Origin of the sequence: Bacillus cereus group sp. MYBK15-3, from assembly GCF_051916765.1 — a bacterium.
GTDB lineage: Bacteria > Bacillota > Bacilli > Bacillales > Bacillaceae_G > Bacillus_A > Bacillus_A cereus.
The window spans coordinates 69422-85733 of record NZ_JBQAHG010000005.1; the positions used below are offsets into that span (position 1 = coordinate 69422).

A 16312-nucleotide genomic window follows, 5' to 3' on the forward strand; every position below is an offset into this window, starting at 1 on the left:
GTGTATGGAAGAACGTTTCTTTCTGTACGACGATACTGTCGCTACAAAAACGCGTTTCGTTAGCTTTATGGGAGAAAATGAGCGTCACGATTTAGCGCTTTTATACTCTGATCGTCATTACGGTAAAACAATTGTCCTTGATATGCAGCGCAATAAATTTGCAATCATCGGCGCTGACGATTTAAACGAACCAGGCTACTTAGAGCACGCATTTTCTATGACTGAAGAAATTGCAGAAGAACTACGCTCATTTTTATTTGAACTTATATAATTTATCTTAGGCACCAGCTAAAACAGCTGGTGTTTTTTCATTATAAGTATTTTTAATTTTCAAACTAATATGTTATAATTAAGAATAAATCTATTTGGATAGAAAGGACGTTATCTACGTATGCCAACATTTACTTTGTAATGGACCAGCAATTGGATAGCATTACTCTCAAAAAAGCACCACGCTTTTTCAAGGGAGTAGTCTGCCCATTCCCATTACAAAGGAACGTAACGCATCTGTAGTATGATGTTTACGGAGGTTCCTAAGGGAACCTCCTTTTATTTTTGTCTTTTTCTCATGTCTTCATACTACAAGACATCCAAATAGCTGTATTACGTTCCTTTGCCACTACTATAAGAGGTGAAGGAAAATGCAGAAAGTACAACTTTCTTGGAGTTTATATGAAAATGAACAAAACACAATCGAAAAGTATTGTAAAAATTGCAGACGCACTACCCTATTTACTGACACAAATATTCGTAGGCATAACGCCAACGGAAAAAACATATATCGCTTTGCCATTTATAAATGTCCGAAAGATCATACGTGGAATCAAAAACTTCGTATTTATAAATCATTTACTGATCATGTGGAAACAGTCGATATGCCTCAGCAAGATCAAACCGAAACAACTACTACCATTTCCATTACACAGCATAAAGAAAGTGGCGTAGCTGAAATTACAATTGTATTAGATATCGTTTTCGGTTCCCACCGAATGGATAAAGCCTTATCCACATATATTTCCGACTGGAGCCGTACACTCATTGTGGATAAAATTAAAAACGGAGATATTCAATTGAACGGACAACAAATGAAACCAAATACAATACTATCTGAAGGAGATTATATCTCGATTTGTTTATAATGCAAAAAATCCTCTTACAATCGTAAGAGGATTTTTTTATTTCTTCATTTTTCGTAATACGAAGTGTGCGCAACCGAAGTTACAGTACTCGTATAAATACTCCGTTAACGTACTAATTTTCGTATCATATGTCGCACGCTGGTTACTATCATCAAAGAATCCGCGCAATCTAAGTTGCTCATATCCCCAGTCTCCAACGATATAATCATATTTATTTAAAATTTCTGCATAGCGCTCTTTAAATGCTTCTTCACTAAAACCGTCACGAAAGTTTTTAATTACTTCGTACTGAACATTATTAATGCTCACCGTAGCATGAATTTCTTGCTTTTGCTCCATCATTAACTTCCTCTCTAAGCATTCTTCTTTTTATCGTATCACAAAGCATAACAACCAACAATTTCAAATACAAAAAATTGCAAATTAGTACATGCTATGGAGAAGGAGGTGATACATCGTGAAAAAACAAATTTTACTTTCCCTTCTCACTATTTCCTTATTTGCAGGCTGCCAATCAGCGAACAAAGCTGAAATGGAACGTGAAGAAGGAAGCCGTGTTCTTGTTTCCAATAAAAACGACATGTATCATACGGAAAATACAAATACACGGCTCACAAGGGTCGGCTATTCATCTAAACAAAAGCATGAAGTATCTAACAAACAAGTAGGAGCCATTAACCGTGAGAAAGTTGCTGAAATGATTACAAGTATGACAGTCAAACTTCCTGACGTTACAAACGCTGCTACGCTCGTTACCGATGATGAAGTATTTGTTGTATACCGTGCAAACACAACGGATCCAAAACTCGTAGCAGATCAAGTATATAGAGCTGCTTTGTCCATCGTCCCTCGCTATTATAAAGGATATGTATCAACAGACCAAAAGTTGATTTCCCAAATTCAAGGTCTTCAATCTGGCGCATTAAATGATACAGAATATACGCAAAGCCTCGATATGCTAAAACGTGAAATGAGTAAAAATCCTCATTTGAACAATACGGGAGATCAGACTTTGAATGATATGATTAAAAAGTAAAACAGGTGGAGAAAATCTCCACCTGTTTTACTTTTTAATTTTTATTACGATCCGCATAAACCTCCATCGCATCACACATAAATTGCGCTAACCCCTCACCAAACTTATCGATATTTTTCGTGAAGCGCTCATCAGCGACGTACATTTGACCGAGTCCTTTAAAAGCATCTAATGAATATGCACCGAAGTTTTGCAAGTAATCGTACCACACTCCAATTGCTTCTTGTGCCTCTTTAGAATCTGGTGCTCCGTGTCTAAGCGCTGCTAAATTTCTATAAATAGCATTAAACTCCTCTTGGTTCTCTTTTGACATACCTTTTGCATATTCGTTCGCTTTATCTACAGCTGCGTCTCCCCATTTTTCCCGTGCTTCTTCTTCATATGGGTTATGGCTGAAATCGAATCCTTCAAATTTCTCTTTGTTCGTCATTTCAATCTCTCCTTTTGTATGCTGAATTGTTTTATCAATCGTCGCAATCACTTTATCTAACCTGGCACGCTTTTCAAGAAGCATTTTCTTATGAAGCTGTAGTGCCTCTTTGCGATCAAATGATGGACTCATGATAATCTCTTTAATCTTTTTCAAAGGGAAGCCTAGTTCTTTAAAAAACAAAATTTGCTGCAATGTCTCTAAATTTTCATTGGAATACAGACGATATCCAGACTCTGTCGTCTCGTCTGGGGTTAACAACCCAATTTCATCATAATGATGCAGTGTGCGCACACTAATTCCAACTAAATCAGCTACTTCTTTTACTCTCATTGTCATTTGTATCTCCCCCTTAGTACATACGATAAAGTATGACGCAACGTTAGAGTCAATAAGTAAATTCATTTTATCTTAAAAAGTTTCATCTCTCCTATATTTCATGCATAATAGTTATGTACATATATTAGAAAGCGGTGAAAGTATGGTTTCAAATACTGTAATTGCCAGCATCATCTTTCAACTCATTGTCTCGATTCTGGTCCCAATTATTGTACTCGTTTATTTCCGTAAAAAATATAATATGAATTGGAAAGTAGTCGGCATTGGTGTTCTTATCTTTATCGGATTTACCCAAATTCTTGAAACACCATTCCACCTATTTATGCGCGGTAATCCAACAATCGCTCCATTTTTAGAAAATCCGTTTGTCTTCGCAATTTATGGCGGATTGACTGCTGGTATTTTTGAAGAATTAGGACGCTTCGTTGCCTTCTTCTTCTTACTAAAAAAATATCTAGAATATAAAGATGGCTTCGCTTATGGAATTGGTCACGGCGGAATTGAATCTATTTTAATTGGCGGTTTTTCTGCATTACAAGCATTAATCTTTGCTAATTCTATTAACGATGGTAGCTTCGCTCGACTGATTGAACAAAAACCCGAGCTGAGCATTTTACAGGACATGTTAATTCAGCAACCTGCCTACTTATACTTCCTTGGTAGCTTAGAAAGAATTATGGCACTCGTGCTTCAAATTGCCTTTACAATGCTTGTTTTATACGCAGTAAAACAGAAGAAATATATCTTCCTAGTATACGCTATACTATTCCACGCATTTGTAGACTTTTTCGCGGCACTTTACCAAACAAAAACAATCAATATCTTCGTTGCAGAAGGAATTACACTTCTTTGTACAATTGGCGCTGTCGTTCTTATTCGCAAAATGAAAGAGAAATTAATGAGTGTACCGGAGTAAAAAATAAACCACCGATTGGTGGTTTATTTTTTATGGATTGTCGCAATGTTGATAGCTTTTTCCTTCTTGCAGCTCCCTCTTTGTTTCTGCATCTATAACGATATATTTATGAAACTCTTCTACTTCATTTTGAGAAAAGGAAGCAAAAAAATAAACTTGGCGATCAGGATGAACAAAAAAATCTTGAAGCATCACACTACTCCGACAACCCACGGCTGTTTTTTGTAGGAAAGAAAATTCTTCATCGGGCACTTCTTTAAATAAGATTTTTTTCGAACACTATATGCTGCATTATTGTATTCTTTATAGATTTTCTTATCTAACTGTTTATAAAAAATATCCTCACTCACAAATGACTTATTTCGATTGCTTGGATAATTTACTTTTTGATTCGACTCTGCATAAGTTGTGGACAAGTGTATAAAAAAACAAAGACTAACTACAATACATATCATTTTATTCATGATTGCACCTCAAATGTTCATTATCCACATTACTTTTCCACATATTTAAATCCATATGCCGTTTTACAAGAAAAAGGAATTATTTCCACATTTGTCGAAGTATATAGCGTCAACTTGAAAGATGGGGATGAATTATGAAGAAAATTATTGTAATACGACATTGTTCAGCAACTGGGCAAAAACGTGATGCTGAATTAACGACCGATGGAAAAGACCAAGCAAATACCCTTGCTACATTCCTCTTAGAAAATCATCTACAAATCGATCATATTATTTCAAGCCCATTTGTCCGAGCTATCGATTCCATTCGGCCCTATGCGCTCCAAGCTAACTTATCTATCCAAGAAGATGAACGATTAACTGAACGCATATTGAGCAACGTTCCAATGGATGATTGGATGCAAAAACTAGAATCTACTTTTACAAATATAGATATTGCCTTTTCAGGCGGAGAGTCAACAAAACAAGCAACAGACCGTGCCATATCGCTTATTCAAGACGTTTTACAATTAAACCATACGACAACACTACTTGTTACACATGGCAATTTACTTACGCTCATTTTAAAGCATTTTGATCATACGATTGGCTTTAATGAATGGAGAACTTTAACGAATCCTGATATTTACGAAATTACAATCGACGAACAATGTATCATAAAACGCTTATGGGAAGCATCGTCCAAGTAATATCCCTTTCCAAAACATTCAGTTGACGCCACGAGAAGAAACTGTACTAATAATAGAAAGGGGTATCACTCCATATGTACGAAGATGTACTTGCTCTACTACATAAAACAAATGTTTCTTATGAAAAATTTGAACACGAACCAGTACTCGATTATGAGACAGATCGGATTGTACGTGAGAGACTCGGCTTACAAGGCACTCCAAGTAAAAGCTTATTTTTAAAATCAAAGTCTGGAGATTATTACGTATTTTTTACGTTAGAGGGCACAAGACTCAACCGGGGAGAAATGAAAGAACTAACAGGAGAACGCTTATCTCTCTGTTCTCCTGATGAACTGCGAGACAAAACTGGTTGTACGCCGGGATGTGTGGCTCCTTTCGGATATTCACACGATGTAACAATTATTGTGGATAACGCTATTTATACGTACGATAAAATTTTAATTACACCTGGTGTACCTGAATTTACAATTGAATTATCCACAGAAGAATTAAAAAAGATTTTATTAACATGTCCAAATACCGTTTTAGAGTATAAACAAAAAGAGAGCTAATCGTTAGCTCTCTTTTTTCATTATTTAGCTTCTGCTGTTTTTTCTTTTGCAGAACGTACTTGCTCGTCCGCATGGTAAGAAGAACGCACAAGTGGGCCAGCTTCACAGTGGCTAAATCCTTTGCTAAGTGCAATTTCTTTAAGCTCTGCAAATTCTGCTGGTGGGTAATATTTAAGAACTGGTAAGTGCTTCTTAGATGGTTGTAGGTATTGCCCAAGAGTTAAAATATCCACATTGTTTGCACGTAAGTCATCCATTGCTTCAATTAAATCTTCTCTCGTTTCACCTAAGCCCACCATAATGCTCGATTTAGTTGGAATATCAGGCTGCATTTCTTTCGCTCGACGTAAAAACTCTAATGAACGTTCATATTTTGCTCTAGCGCGAACTCGGTCAGATAATCGACGTACTGTTTCAATGTTATGGTTTAAAATATCTGGTTTTGCATCCATTAACATTTTTAAGTTTTCTTCTACTCCACCCATATCAGATGGTAATACTTCGATTGACGTAAATGGATTTTTACGACGTACAGCGCGTACTGTTTCAGCAAAAACAGCTGCTCCGCCGTCTTTTAAATCATCACGTGCAACCGCTGTTATAACAACGTGCTTTAAGCCCATTTGTACTACTGAATCTGCCACGCGTTCTGGTTCTTGTAAATCAAGCTCAGTTGGTAAGCCTGTTTTAACCGCACAAAAACGACAAGCACGTGTACAAACCGCACCTAAAATCATAAATGTTGCTGTTTTTCTTACAGCCCAGCATTCATGAATATTCGGACATTTTGCTTCCTCACAAACGGTATGAAGATTTTTAGAACGCATCATTTTCTTTAAGCCTGTATAGTTTTCATTCGTGTTTAACTTAATTTTCAACCATTCGGGCTTGCGCTTATATTCTGTTTGTTTTGTCATGGTTATCAACTCCGCACAATATGAAATAGTTTACCGTGTTCGCTTCTTTCAATGTAACATATCTATTCTAACGTATGAAAGCGATTTGCTCAAATGAAGATTCTAAGATTTTTTCCAATCGTTCCCTATAATGAAATACTCCGTATATCCCACACTAAAAAGAGTGATGTTGTGAAAGGAGTCTATTTCATGCTTCGAAAAATTTCTCTTTTGCTTTCTATTTGTTTTCTTCTCCACCAAAACATCGCTTACGGTGAAGATAATCAGCAAAGCATATACGAAAAGCGCATGGCACTATATAAAGAAACCGAGCAGTCTTCAGGCATTCCATGGTATTACTTAGCTGCAATGGATCAATATGAAAGAAATATACGGAGCGTAAGAAAAGATATTCCGAAAAAACCAGATGCCATCATTTCCCTTTATTTCAAACCAGAAATATGGGCTGGACCTATTAATAGTAACGATACTCTTCCCCATACAATTTCTCTATTTGGCGGAATAGGTTTAGATGGTGACAAAGATGGATTTGCAAATGCAAATAGCGACCGTGATCTTCTGCATACCGCAGCGACTATTTTAAGGAAACAAGGAACGTCAGAAGACCGTATTAAAATTATGCTCTGGGAATATTATAGACGTGCCAAAACAGTTGATTTAATTAGCGAATACGCCCAAATTTATAAACATTATGGACGTATTAATTTAGAAGGAAATGCTTTTCCTCTTCCGATCCGTAGTGACCATAGCTACCGTAGTACTTTCGGCGCTGGAAGAAGTTTTGGCGGCAGAAGGATTCATGAAGGAACCGATATTTTTGCCGGATATGGCGTGCCAGTAAGATCGACTTGCTATGGCATTATTGAAACGAAAGGTTGGAACCGCCTTGGTGGATGGCGCATCGGTATTCGCGACCTTCATAACAATTACCATTATTACGCTCATTTAGGCGGGTTTTCAAAAGAAATACAGCTTGGACAAATTGTTGAGCCAGGAAAAGTACTGGGATTTGTTGGTAGCACTGGTTATGGACCTCCTGGTACAGCCGGAAAATTTCCGCCCCACTTACATTTTGGCATGTATAAAGACAATGGCTATACAGAATGGGCCTTCGATCCATACATGCATTTAAGCCTTTGGGAGCGCAAAGAACGAGCAAATACAAAACGATAACCGTAGCTGCATTGCTACGGTTATTTTTTATCCAGTAAAAGTCTGACTGAGCCGGGTTTCACTTTATTTACAACTAACTATCTGTTTTCTTTTTATCAGGTACAGCAACACTTCCGCTTCCATAATACGTAGGCACTTCCCCTTGAACGATACGCGTCGCAATCGGAACATTTTGTTTCACCTTTATCTCTTTCGTATGAAATGGAATAATCACTTGCAATGTTACTTCCATTTCCATAACAATTTGAATCGCTGTAGTATTAATCCCATGCGGCTCAATTTTTTGTTTAATATCTGTATTCACATGTCCAACTGGCGTGAAATGAATCGGAATATCTGGTCCTATATTACCAAGAAGTGCATTATCAGTTACACGCCCAAAAGGAACTGCCATAGTCGCGCCGTTTTTTTCAGCAATACCTAGCTCCTTCAACTTCCCTTGTTCTACTTGCTGCAAATATTTTTCTATGTATGTGGTCGTTGATGTTACGATTTCATTTACTTGCTTTGTATTTAAATTAATTGTGGATACTTTTCCGTTTTTATCATTCTGTACTTTCATTAATGAATCTACATCGAATCCTTCATTAATTCGATCCTTTACTGCCTTCGTCATAATTGCCGTCGCCATTTTATGTGTCTCTACTTCCCCATATTTAATTAAGGTCGGCTGAATATTATTATTCACAATCCACAACCCTTGCGTAAGTAATATAACAAAAAGAATAAACGACATAAGCAGTATATACCGAAAGGCAATAGGTCCCCTTCGAAACCGCGAGTTTTTCGAGCGAAATATACTCATAAAAAAACCTCCTTCTTATATCATTTCTATGCAAGAAGGAGGGACGATATATGCTTATCTCATTTTTAATAATGCTTCTTTTCCAATCGTACCTGCTGGAATGCCTAATGCTTCAGCTCCAGTCGTTACCGATTCTAGTGGCGCTTCAAGAAGTTGTTCAATCGTTCTTACACCAACCGCACGGCCAGCAATAATTCCTCGATCACCTAATTTCTCATTTAAAAGACCTACATCTAATGCACCACACATAATATATCCTTTATCGCTCATTACAGCTAGCAAATTCGTCTTTGGAAGTTTCACGATAACTGCAATAAACGTATAATTATCAATTATAATTGGCTCCACATTAACCATAGTTCACACTCCTCTCTTTCTTATCTGTATGACAAGAGAAAAATGAGTGTTACAAGTTAACTAGCCTATAGTTTAACGGAAGATGTATAAGTTATTAACATATCTGTTAACACATCTCTAAGTAGTTCTGGCATATAATATTGTTTGTCAGAAAGTGTGGATAGCTCTGGGTATAAGTAGCCAAATGTAAACATATCAATCGTTCCTACTGTATATATACGATCTAATTCCAGCGATTCCCCGTTAATTAATACATCTTCGAGTAAAATTTTATTCCCGGGAATCGTATCTGGAATGACTTCTACACCAGCGTAAATCATTTTCCCCATCACTTTTCCCCGAAATCCGAATCCTTTCACCTCAAGATTCTCCATATTCGGCTTACGTGCTTTCAAAATAACTTCTCTTAATATCTTTCCTGGAACTTTCAAAGCACACGGATTAATTGGATGTGGACAAATTCTGTGAATATCTCCGCGCGTTACAACACCCTCTTCTAACCCTTCAAGAAGTACACCAGCGTTCACCATGCCAATCTCTGCATTGCACCATGTTTTCAGCGCACTTGCTAACATGTGAGAAAACGGCGTCTCCTGAAACCAATCAACCGGTAATGACTCTTTTAAATGAACGACAGACTCTGCCATTATATGCTCACTTTCTTCCTGCAGTATTTCAATTGTGGATAACGGCTTGCTATAAGCACCTAACCGTTCCGTCTTAATCGCTCTACCGTCTTTTTTCAGCAATTTCTTCATCTCGATATCCACAGTAAGCTGCACGTGACCAACGTAACGTCCCCACTTTTCACAACAACAAAGTAAAGTATTATTCAGTAGAATACCACGCTCAAATAAATGATGCGTATGTGCTCCTAAAATAACATCTATATCATAATGCTCTGCCATATACTCATCCATACTTTTTCCAAGGTGAGAAAGGACAACCGTAATATGAGCCTCATCTTTCACTTCTTCTAAAATAGACTCTAAATGAATAATGGGATCTTCAATATGCCAATCGAGCATCTGATAAAACTCTGGATAAGCTACCGTTAATCCGATAAAAGCAATGGTAATCCCATCCGTCGTTGTATGCAATTTATAAGGCCTTGCCCATGACGGACGTACCCCTTCTTTTTCAAATAAATTTGCGACAAGTATTTCAAATCCAGCATCATCATAGAGCCGATTCAAATGCTCCTTCGCTAACGTAATTCCTTCATTATTTCCGATCGTTACATAATCATATAACGCCTCATTCAAAAGCTTCGTATTCCCAAGTCCATTCGTCGCTTCCGAAATACTATGAAAACGATCCACATGATCGCCGATATCAACCGTCAAAACAGTCTCTCCCGCTTCCTGTCTTCGCTTTTTCTCCCCTAGAACAAACCGAGAAATTTGCGGCCAATTTTCAAAATGACTATGTATATCGTTTGTATGATAAAGGTGGATGATTGTTTCTTTATTTGTATTCAGAGAAAAAACCTCCTCTCAGTTCCTTACTGCCATTTACGCTATGCGCACACAATAATCCTGTAAATACTTTTCGTCTTTTCTTGCTATTTTACATTGTACTCGCATTGTGAGAAAAAGCAAAAGATTGTCCTTTTTATAAGAGAAACTTTATTTTTGCCAGTGTGGGGATTAGTTGGTAGAGCGGGGATTTGTCAGAAAGTTAGCCGTGGGGATTTTCCCATAAGTTCTTTGCTGCATTTGTCATTATTTTAATCTAAATTACTTCCAGTCGCCCTCTTTATGTATAAATGCTCCTTTCCTGTTTGAAGGGTGCGGGGTATTCGTTCCTCTTGCTATGTCGTAATTTGTTGATAAGTCGATATCCCTTGTCGAATCGTCGATATATTGAAATAATCGCTGATATATTCCGAGTTATGGTCGATATATTTGAAAAATCGCTGATATATTTAACTGAACACCCACCCGGGTATCCTCTCCCAAGCCAAGACAAATCCGCAAAACAAAAAAGCGCCCTGCTGTGCAGGGCGCTTTCTTCATGCATATATTATCCAGCTTTGCCTCCTAGCCCCTCATGTCTAAGAACCTTCCGCACGAGAAGATAAAAAGCATCTTCTGTGCGAAAGAACCTTAGCCAACGGGTCTGAACAGTCGGCTCCGCATTTCTATTTAACCAATAGAACCTTCCATCTCAAACTTGATTAGGCGGTTCATTTCAACTGCGTATTCCATTGGAAGTTCGCGAGTGAATGGTTCAATGAAGCCCATTACGATCATTTCTGTAGCTTCTTGCTCAGAAATACCACGGCTCATTAGGTAGAATAATTGTTCTTCTGATACTTTAGATACTTTCGCTTCGTGCTCAAGTGAAACGTAATCGTTTTTGATTTCGTTGTAAGGAATTGTATCAGATGTAGATTGGTTATCCATGATTAACGTGTCACACTCGATGTTAGAGCGAGAGTTTTTCGCTTTTGGTCCGAAGTGTACGATACCACGGTAAGTTACTTTACCACCATGCTTCGCAATCGATTTAGAAACGATTGTTGAAGACGTGTTTGGTGCTAAGTGAATCATTTTCGCACCAGCATCTTGGTGTTGGCCTTTACCAGCAATCGCGATAGATAATGTTAAACCACGAGCGCCTTCGCCTTTTAAGATAACTGCTGGGTATTTCATCGTTAATTTAGATCCGATGTTACCGTCAATCCATTCCATCGTTGCGTTTTCTTCACAAACCGCACGTTTTGTAACTAGGTTGTATACGTTGTTCGCCCAGTTTTGGATTGTTGTATAACGGCAATAAGCATCTTTTTTAATGATGATTTCTACTACCGCACTGTGAAGTGAGTTAGTAGTGTAAACAGGTGCTGTACAACCTTCTACGTAGTGTACGTGTGCGCCTTCGTCTACAATGATAAGCGTACGTTCGAATTGTCCCATATTTTCAGAGTTAATACGGAAATACGCTTGAAGTGGTGTATCAACTTTAACACCTTTTGGAACGTAGATGAATGATCCACCAGACCAAACTGCAGAGTTTAATGCAGAGAATTTGTTGTCTGTTGGTGGGATTACTTTTCCGAAATGTTCACGGAAAATATCTTCGTTCTCTTTTAATGCGCTATCTGTATCTTTGAAGACGATTCCTAGAGCTTCTAGGTCTTCTTTCATGTTGTGGTATACAACTTCAGATTCGTACTGTGCAGATACACCAGCTAAATATTTTTGCTCAGCTTCTGGAATACCTAATTTATCAAATGTTGCTTTAATTTCATCAGGTACTTCATCCCAAGACTTCTCAGATTTCTCAGATGGTTTTACGTAGTACGTAATTTCATCGAAATCTAAGTCGTTTAAGTCGCCGCCCCATTGTGGCATTGGCATTTCATAGAACTTATCCAGTGATTTTAAACGGAAGTCTAACATCCACTGTGGTTCTTCTTTCATACGTGAAATTTCTTCAACGATTTCTTTTGTTAAACCGCGTCCAGCACGGAAAATCGAAACGTCTTTGTCTTTGAAACCATATTTATAATCGCCGATATCTGGCAGTTGCTTCGCCATGTTGGTGTGTCCCTCCTTAGATAACCTCGTTTTTAGGAACCTTTAACATTACTTATCTTCGTTTAAGCCCTTTTCTAACGCTTTCCACGCTAATGTTGCACATTTAATACGTGCAGGGAACTTGCATACGCCTTGTAATGCTTCAATATCTCCTAAATCGATGCTGTCATCGTACTCTTTTCCTAGCATCATGTCAGAGAAAATTTTCGAAAGCTGAAGTGCTTCTTCAATTTTCTTACCTTTTACTGCTTGTGTCATCATTGAAGCTGAAGACATTGAGATTGAACATCCTTCGCCTTCAAACTTCGCCTCTTGCACAATACCTTCTTCTACTTTCATCGTAAGTTGAATACGATCGCCGCAAGTTGGATTGTTCAAGTTAACGGTAACACTATCTTCTAATACGCCATGGTTACGAGGATTTTTATAATGATCCATAATAACTTGACGATATAACGTATCTAAATTATTAAATGACATTTGTGAAATACTCCTTTGTCTTGATTAGCGAGTCAACAAATGTATCAATTTCTTCTTTTGTATTATATAAATAGAAGCTCGCACGTGCTGTTGAAGAAGCTTTTAGCCACTTCATAAGCGGTTGTGCACAGTGATGTCCTGCGCGAACTGCAATGCCTTCTACATCTAATACAGTCGCTACATCGTGAGGATGTACGTCTTCAATATTAAATGTAACAAGACCAGCGCGATGCTTTGGACCATAAATTGTAACGCCATCTACTTCTGATAGTCTTTCTAAAGCGTATTGCGCTAATTCATGCTCATGCTTTTCAATATTATGAAGACCGATTTCTTCTAGGAAATCAATTGCCGCACCAAGTCCGATTGCATTACCGATAATCGGTGTACCTGCTTCAAACTTCCACGGAAGCTCTTTCCAAGTAGATTCTTGTAAATCTACGAAATCAATCATTTCACCACCAAATTCAATTGGCTCCATATTGTTTAGCAATTCTTTCTTACCATATAATACGCCGATACCTGTAGGTCCGCACATCTTATGAGCAGATAATGCATAGAAATCACAGTTTAAATCTTGTACATCCACTTTCATGTGAGGTGTACTTTGTGCACCGTCAACGACCATAATTGCGCCGTTTTCGTGTGCGATTGCTCCGATTTCTTTTACAGGGTTAATCGTTCCAAGTACGTTTGATACTTGCATAATAGAAACGATTTTTGTATTCGGTGTAACAGTTTGACGAACATCTTCTAAAGAGATCGTACCGTCTGGTTGAAGCGGAAGGTATTTCAAAGTTGCGCCAGTTTTCTTCGCAACTTGTTGCCACGGAATGATATTACTATGGTGCTCCATGTAAGAAATAACGATCTCATCGCCTTCTTTTACATTTTCAAGACCATAGCTAGCTGCTACTGTATTTAATGCAGTTGTCGTTCCGCGTGTGAAAATAATCTCTTCCATTGATTTCGCATTGATAAACTTGCGAACTTTCTCACGTGCACCTTCATACGCGTCGGTAGCTTTCGTACCGAGCGTATGAACACCGCGATGCACGTTAGAATTATATTCTTTATAGTAACGTTCTAACGTTTCAATGACTTGAATTGGTTTTTGAGAAGTTGCTGCACTATCGAAATAAACAAGTTGTTTGCCGTTCACTTTTTGATCAAGAATTGGAAACTGTTTGCGTATTTCATGAATATTCATTAGCGAACTTTCCTTTCAATTACCTCAACAAGCTGTGCCTTTACTCCTTCAATTGGAAGCTCATTAACTACAGGTGCTAAGAATCCATGGATGACTAAACGTTCTGCTTCGCGTTTTGGAATACCACGGCTCATCAAGTAGTATAGTTGGACTGGATCTACGCGACCTACTGAAGCTGCGTGACCTGCCATTACATCATCTTCGTCGATTAAAAGAATTGGGTTTGCATCACCGCGAGCTTTTTCATCTAACATAAGAACGCGAGAAGATTGTTGTGCATTTGATTTAGATGCACCGTGTTCAATTTTACCAATTCCGTTAAAGATAGATGTTGCACTATCTTTTTGTACACCGTGTTTTAAAATCCAACCTTCAGAATGTTTACCGAAGTGAACAACTTTAGTTGTAAAGTTTTGTGTTTGGTTACCACGGCCAATTGTTACTGTTTTCGTATCAGCATATGAACCGTCGCCCATTAAGTTCGTAACGTTCTCTGAAATTGTGTTTCCGTCATTCATAAGGCCTAGAGCCCAATCAATACGGCCGTCGCGTCCTACAACGCCGCGGCGGTTAACGTAAGTTGTTACGTCTTTTGCTAATAGATCAACCGCACCGAATTTCACTTGTGCGCCTTGTTCCACGATTACTTCTGCTACGATATTTGCAATACCTTTAGCATTTTCATTTGCAACATAGTTTTCTACATAAGTTGCAGTACTGTTCGCATCAGCTACGAATAGTACGTGGTTATATACGTTAGCTTCTTCGCCGTCTACTAAGAATACAGCTTGAAGTGGAGTTTCAAGAACAACGTTTTTCGGAACATATACGAATGCACCACCGTTGATTAATGCAGCATGAAGTGCAGTTAGACGATGCTCGTCTACTTTCACGCCGTCTTTCATTAAGTACTTTTGTACTAGTTCAGCATGCTCAGTTGCTGCTGTTACAATGTCTGTAAAAATAACACCTTTTTCTTTTGCTTCGTCTGCTAAAGAAACGAATGCAGTTGTACCAGTACGTTGCACTAATACGCTGTTATTTTCATCGATTAAGTTTTTCACTGCTTCTGGAAGTTCAGTTAAAGAACTTACAGGCTCTTGCTTAGCAGCGTCGCCTTTTCCGATAAAGTCCCATTTGTCAATTTTCGTTTTATCAGGCGTTGGCATTGGAAGTTCAGTTGCTTGTGCAAGAGCTTGTAAGCGGAACTCAGTCAACCAAGCAGCTTCGTTTACTTCGCTTGCGCGTTGACGGATTGTTTCTTGATCGAAAGGTAATGTACCGATTGTCATGTTTATGCTCCTCTCTTACGCTTCTTGCTCTGTTGTTTCGTCTTCAATACCTAATTCTTTTTTAATCCAGTCGTAACCTTCAGCTTCTAGACGTTGTGCAAGCTCAGGGCCACCAGATTTAACGATACGACCGTTCATCATAACGTGAACGAAGTCTGGAGTGATGTAGTTTAATAAACGTTGGTAATGCGTAATCATTAGGCAACCGAACTCTTCGCCGCGCATTTCGTTAATACCTTTAGATACAACTTTTAATGCATCGATATCAAGACCTGAGTCGATTTCATCTAAGATTGCGATTTTTGGCTCAATCATCATTAATTGAAGAATTTCGTTACGTTTTTTCTCTCCACCAGAGAAACCTTCGTTTAAATAACGTTGTGCCATTTCTGGATCCATTTCTAGGAATTCCATGTTTTTATCTAATGTACGGATAAATTTCATAAGAGAAATTTCATCGCCTTCTTCACGACGTGCGTTAATTGCAGAACGTAAGAAGTCAGCGTTTGTTACTCCGCTAATTTCACTTGGATATTGCATTGCTAGGAATAGACCCGCTTGTGCGCGCTCATCTACTTCCATTTCTAATACATCTTCACCGTCGATGATGATGCTACCTTCTGTTACTTCATACTTTGGGTGACCCATAATTGCAGAAGATAAAGTTGATTTACCTGTTCCGTTAGGTCCCATAATTGCGTGGATTTCTCCACCTTTTACTTCAAGGTTTACACCCTTTAAAATTTCTTTGCCATCAATTGATACGTGTAAGTCTTTAACCGTTAATGTAGAACCAGCCATCTCAATACCTCCATTAATCCTATATATACATTTTAAAAATTCCTAAAACGTTCATATTCTCATTTTATTCTCATTCTAATCTTATATCAAATAAAATGATATCGCAAACGACGAAAAAAAGTAACAATTTTTTCACAAATGTATATAAGTATTTCATTTACATCT

The 16312-nt window shown here is 38.0% G+C and carries 18 protein-coding genes and 1 pseudogene; 7 read left to right on the forward strand and 12 right to left on the reverse strand.

Annotation, left to right across the window (positions count from 1 at the left end):
* The first annotated feature begins 4 nt into the window (after window positions 1–4).
* Window positions 5–271 (forward strand): DUF3055 domain-containing protein, encoded by a 267-nt coding sequence (locus tag ACTFR8_RS20330; protein WP_000392606.1) that lies wholly within the window; start codon window positions 5–7, stop codon window positions 269–271.
* Between the two features lie 370 nt (window positions 272–641).
* On the forward strand, window positions 642–1139 hold the full coding sequence (locus ACTFR8_RS20335; protein ID WP_001174571.1) for a hypothetical protein: 498 nt from the start codon (window positions 642–644) through the stop codon (window positions 1137–1139).
* A gap of 36 nt (window positions 1140–1175) precedes the next feature.
* Here ACTFR8_RS20335 and ACTFR8_RS20340 read toward each other — a convergent pair whose 3' ends face one another.
* Window positions 1176–1478 carry a YutD family protein gene (locus tag ACTFR8_RS20340; protein ID WP_000435942.1) on the reverse strand — a complete coding sequence of 101 codons (303 nt, stop codon included), beginning with the start codon at window positions 1476–1478 and terminating at the stop codon, window positions 1176–1178.
* A gap of 118 nt (window positions 1479–1596) precedes the next feature.
* Between ACTFR8_RS20340 and ACTFR8_RS20345 the strand changes: the two genes are divergently transcribed.
* Entirely contained in the window at window positions 1597–2175 is a 579-nt protein-coding gene (locus ACTFR8_RS20345) for a YhcN/YlaJ family sporulation lipoprotein (RefSeq protein WP_000744129.1), read from the forward strand.
* Between the two features lie 34 nt (window positions 2176–2209).
* Here the strand turns inward: ACTFR8_RS20345 and ACTFR8_RS20350 are convergent, their stop codons facing one another.
* Window positions 2210–2944: a MerR family transcriptional regulator gene (locus ACTFR8_RS20350; protein ID WP_098871803.1), complete on the reverse strand. Its 735-nt coding sequence runs from the start codon at window positions 2942–2944 to the stop codon at window positions 2210–2212.
* Between the two features lie 100 nt (window positions 2945–3044).
* Here ACTFR8_RS20350 and ACTFR8_RS20355 point away from each other — a divergent pair, with 100 nt between their 5' ends.
* Entirely contained in the window at window positions 3045–3860 is an 816-nt protein-coding gene (locus tag ACTFR8_RS20355; RefSeq protein ID WP_002097971.1) for a YhfC family intramembrane metalloprotease, read from the forward strand.
* Window positions 3861–3890: 30 nt separating this feature from the next.
* Here the strand turns inward: ACTFR8_RS20355 and ACTFR8_RS20360 are convergent.
* Window positions 3891–4324: pseudogene (locus ACTFR8_RS20360) on the reverse strand (hypothetical protein).
* Between the two features lie 134 nt (window positions 4325–4458).
* Here ACTFR8_RS20360 and ACTFR8_RS20365 point away from each other — a divergent pair.
* Window positions 4459–5013 (forward strand): histidine phosphatase family protein, encoded by a 555-nt coding sequence (locus tag ACTFR8_RS20365; protein WP_000721049.1) that lies wholly within the window; start codon window positions 4459–4461, stop codon window positions 5011–5013.
* A gap of 74 nt (window positions 5014–5087) precedes the next feature.
* Window positions 5088–5567: a YbaK/EbsC family protein gene (locus tag ACTFR8_RS20370; RefSeq protein ID WP_000272747.1), complete on the forward strand. Its 480-nt coding sequence runs from the start codon at window positions 5088–5090 to the stop codon at window positions 5565–5567.
* 20 nt (window positions 5568–5587) lie between these two features.
* Here ACTFR8_RS20370 and lipA read toward each other — a convergent pair whose 3' ends face one another.
* Window positions 5588–6484 carry a lipoyl synthase gene (gene lipA / locus ACTFR8_RS20375; protein ID WP_000166372.1) on the reverse strand — a complete coding sequence of 299 codons (897 nt, stop codon included), beginning with the start codon at window positions 6482–6484 and terminating at the stop codon, window positions 5588–5590.
* 189 nt (window positions 6485–6673) lie between these two features.
* On the opposite strand from lipA, the gene ACTFR8_RS20380 reads away from it, so the two are divergent.
* Complete coding sequence (locus ACTFR8_RS20380) at window positions 6674–7657, forward strand: M23 family metallopeptidase (protein ID WP_044584957.1); 984 nt, start codon at window positions 6674–6676, stop codon at window positions 7655–7657.
* 73 nt (window positions 7658–7730) lie between these two features.
* On the opposite strand, the gene yunB is transcribed toward ACTFR8_RS20380, so the two are convergent.
* The 8 genes from yunB to sufC all read right to left on the reverse strand — a co-directional run bounded on the left by yunB (window position 7731) and on the right by sufC (window position 16147).
* On the reverse strand, window positions 7731–8462 hold the full coding sequence (gene yunB / locus ACTFR8_RS20385; protein WP_000021802.1) for a sporulation protein YunB: 732 nt from the start codon (window positions 8460–8462) through the stop codon (window positions 7731–7733).
* Between the two features lie 54 nt (window positions 8463–8516).
* The gene (locus tag ACTFR8_RS20390) at window positions 8517–8819 is read right to left on the reverse strand and encodes a YunC family protein (protein ID WP_252209725.1); all 303 of its coding nucleotides are present in this window, start codon (window positions 8817–8819) and stop codon (window positions 8517–8519) included.
* A gap of 65 nt (window positions 8820–8884) precedes the next feature.
* Entirely contained in the window at window positions 8885–10300 is a 1416-nt protein-coding gene (locus ACTFR8_RS20395; RefSeq protein WP_153597976.1) for a bifunctional metallophosphatase/5'-nucleotidase, read from the reverse strand.
* Between the two features lie 666 nt (window positions 10301–10966).
* Window positions 10967–12364 carry a Fe-S cluster assembly protein SufB gene (sufB, locus tag ACTFR8_RS20400; protein ID WP_001118827.1) on the reverse strand — a complete coding sequence of 466 codons (1398 nt, stop codon included), beginning with the start codon at window positions 12362–12364 and terminating at the stop codon, window positions 10967–10969.
* 48 nt (window positions 12365–12412) lie between these two features.
* Entirely contained in the window at window positions 12413–12844 is a 432-nt protein-coding gene (gene sufU / locus ACTFR8_RS20405) for a Fe-S cluster assembly sulfur transfer protein SufU (protein WP_000009523.1), read from the reverse strand.
* A complete protein-coding gene (gene sufS / locus ACTFR8_RS20410; protein WP_001020768.1) occupies window positions 12834–14054 on the reverse strand; it encodes a cysteine desulfurase SufS in 1221 nt (406 codons plus the stop codon). The genes sufU and sufS overlap by 11 nt, the downstream gene beginning before the upstream one ends.
* Window positions 14054–15346, reverse strand: a complete 1293-nt coding sequence (sufD, locus tag ACTFR8_RS20415) for a Fe-S cluster assembly protein SufD (protein ID WP_000152167.1) — start codon at window positions 15344–15346, stop codon at window positions 14054–14056. The genes sufS and sufD overlap by 1 nt, the downstream gene beginning before the upstream one ends.
* Before the next feature lie 15 nt (window positions 15347–15361).
* Complete coding sequence (gene sufC, locus ACTFR8_RS20420; protein ID WP_000929160.1) at window positions 15362–16147, reverse strand: Fe-S cluster assembly ATPase SufC; 786 nt, start codon at window positions 16145–16147, stop codon at window positions 15362–15364.
* Window positions 16148–16312: the final 165 nt, after the last annotated feature.

What these genes read in the sequence shown, in the direction of transcription:
- ACTFR8_RS20335 (WP_001174571.1), top strand. Translation starts at nt 642, where the DNA reads ATGCAGAAAGTACAACTTTCTTGGAGTTTATATGAAAATGAACAAAAC.
- ACTFR8_RS20340 (WP_000435942.1), bottom strand. Translation starts at nt 1,478, where the DNA reads ATGGAGCAAAAGCAAGAAATTCATGCTACGGTGAGCATTAATAATGTT.
- sufB (WP_001118827.1), bottom strand. Translation starts at nt 12,364, where the DNA reads ATGGCGAAGCAACTGCCAGATATCGGCGATTATAAATATGGTTTCAAA.
- ACTFR8_RS20380 (WP_044584957.1), top strand. Translation starts at nt 6,674, where the DNA reads ATGCTTCGAAAAATTTCTCTTTTGCTTTCTATTTGTTTTCTTCTCCAC.
- ACTFR8_RS20370 (WP_000272747.1), top strand. Translation starts at nt 5,088, where the DNA reads ATGTACGAAGATGTACTTGCTCTACTACATAAAACAAATGTTTCTTAT.
- sufU (WP_000009523.1), bottom strand. Translation starts at nt 12,844, where the DNA reads ATGTCATTTAATAATTTAGATACGTTATATCGTCAAGTTATTATGGAT.
- ACTFR8_RS20350 (WP_098871803.1), bottom strand. Translation starts at nt 2,944, where the DNA reads ATGACAATGAGAGTAAAAGAAGTAGCTGATTTAGTTGGAATTAGTGTG.
- sufD (WP_000152167.1), bottom strand. Translation starts at nt 15,346, where the DNA reads ATGACAATCGGTACATTACCTTTCGATCAAGAAACAATCCGTCAACGC.
- yunB (WP_000021802.1), bottom strand. Translation starts at nt 8,462, where the DNA reads ATGAGTATATTTCGCTCGAAAAACTCGCGGTTTCGAAGGGGACCTATT.
- lipA (WP_000166372.1), bottom strand. Translation starts at nt 6,484, where the DNA reads ATGACAAAACAAACAGAATATAAGCGCAAGCCCGAATGGTTGAAAATT.
- ACTFR8_RS20390 (WP_252209725.1), bottom strand. Translation starts at nt 8,819, where the DNA reads ATGGTTAATGTGGAGCCAATTATAATTGATAATTATACGTTTATTGCA.
- ACTFR8_RS20330 (WP_000392606.1), top strand. Translation starts at nt 5, where the DNA reads ATGGAAGAACGTTTCTTTCTGTACGACGATACTGTCGCTACAAAAACG.
- sufS (WP_001020768.1), bottom strand. Translation starts at nt 14,054, where the DNA reads ATGAATATTCATGAAATACGCAAACAGTTTCCAATTCTTGATCAAAAA.
- sufC (WP_000929160.1), bottom strand. Translation starts at nt 16,147, where the DNA reads ATGGCTGGTTCTACATTAACGGTTAAAGACTTACACGTATCAATTGAT.
- ACTFR8_RS20365 (WP_000721049.1), top strand. Translation starts at nt 4,459, where the DNA reads ATGAAGAAAATTATTGTAATACGACATTGTTCAGCAACTGGGCAAAAA.
- ACTFR8_RS20355 (WP_002097971.1), top strand. Translation starts at nt 3,045, where the DNA reads ATGCATAATAGTTATGTACATATATTAGAAAGCGGTGAAAGTATGGTT.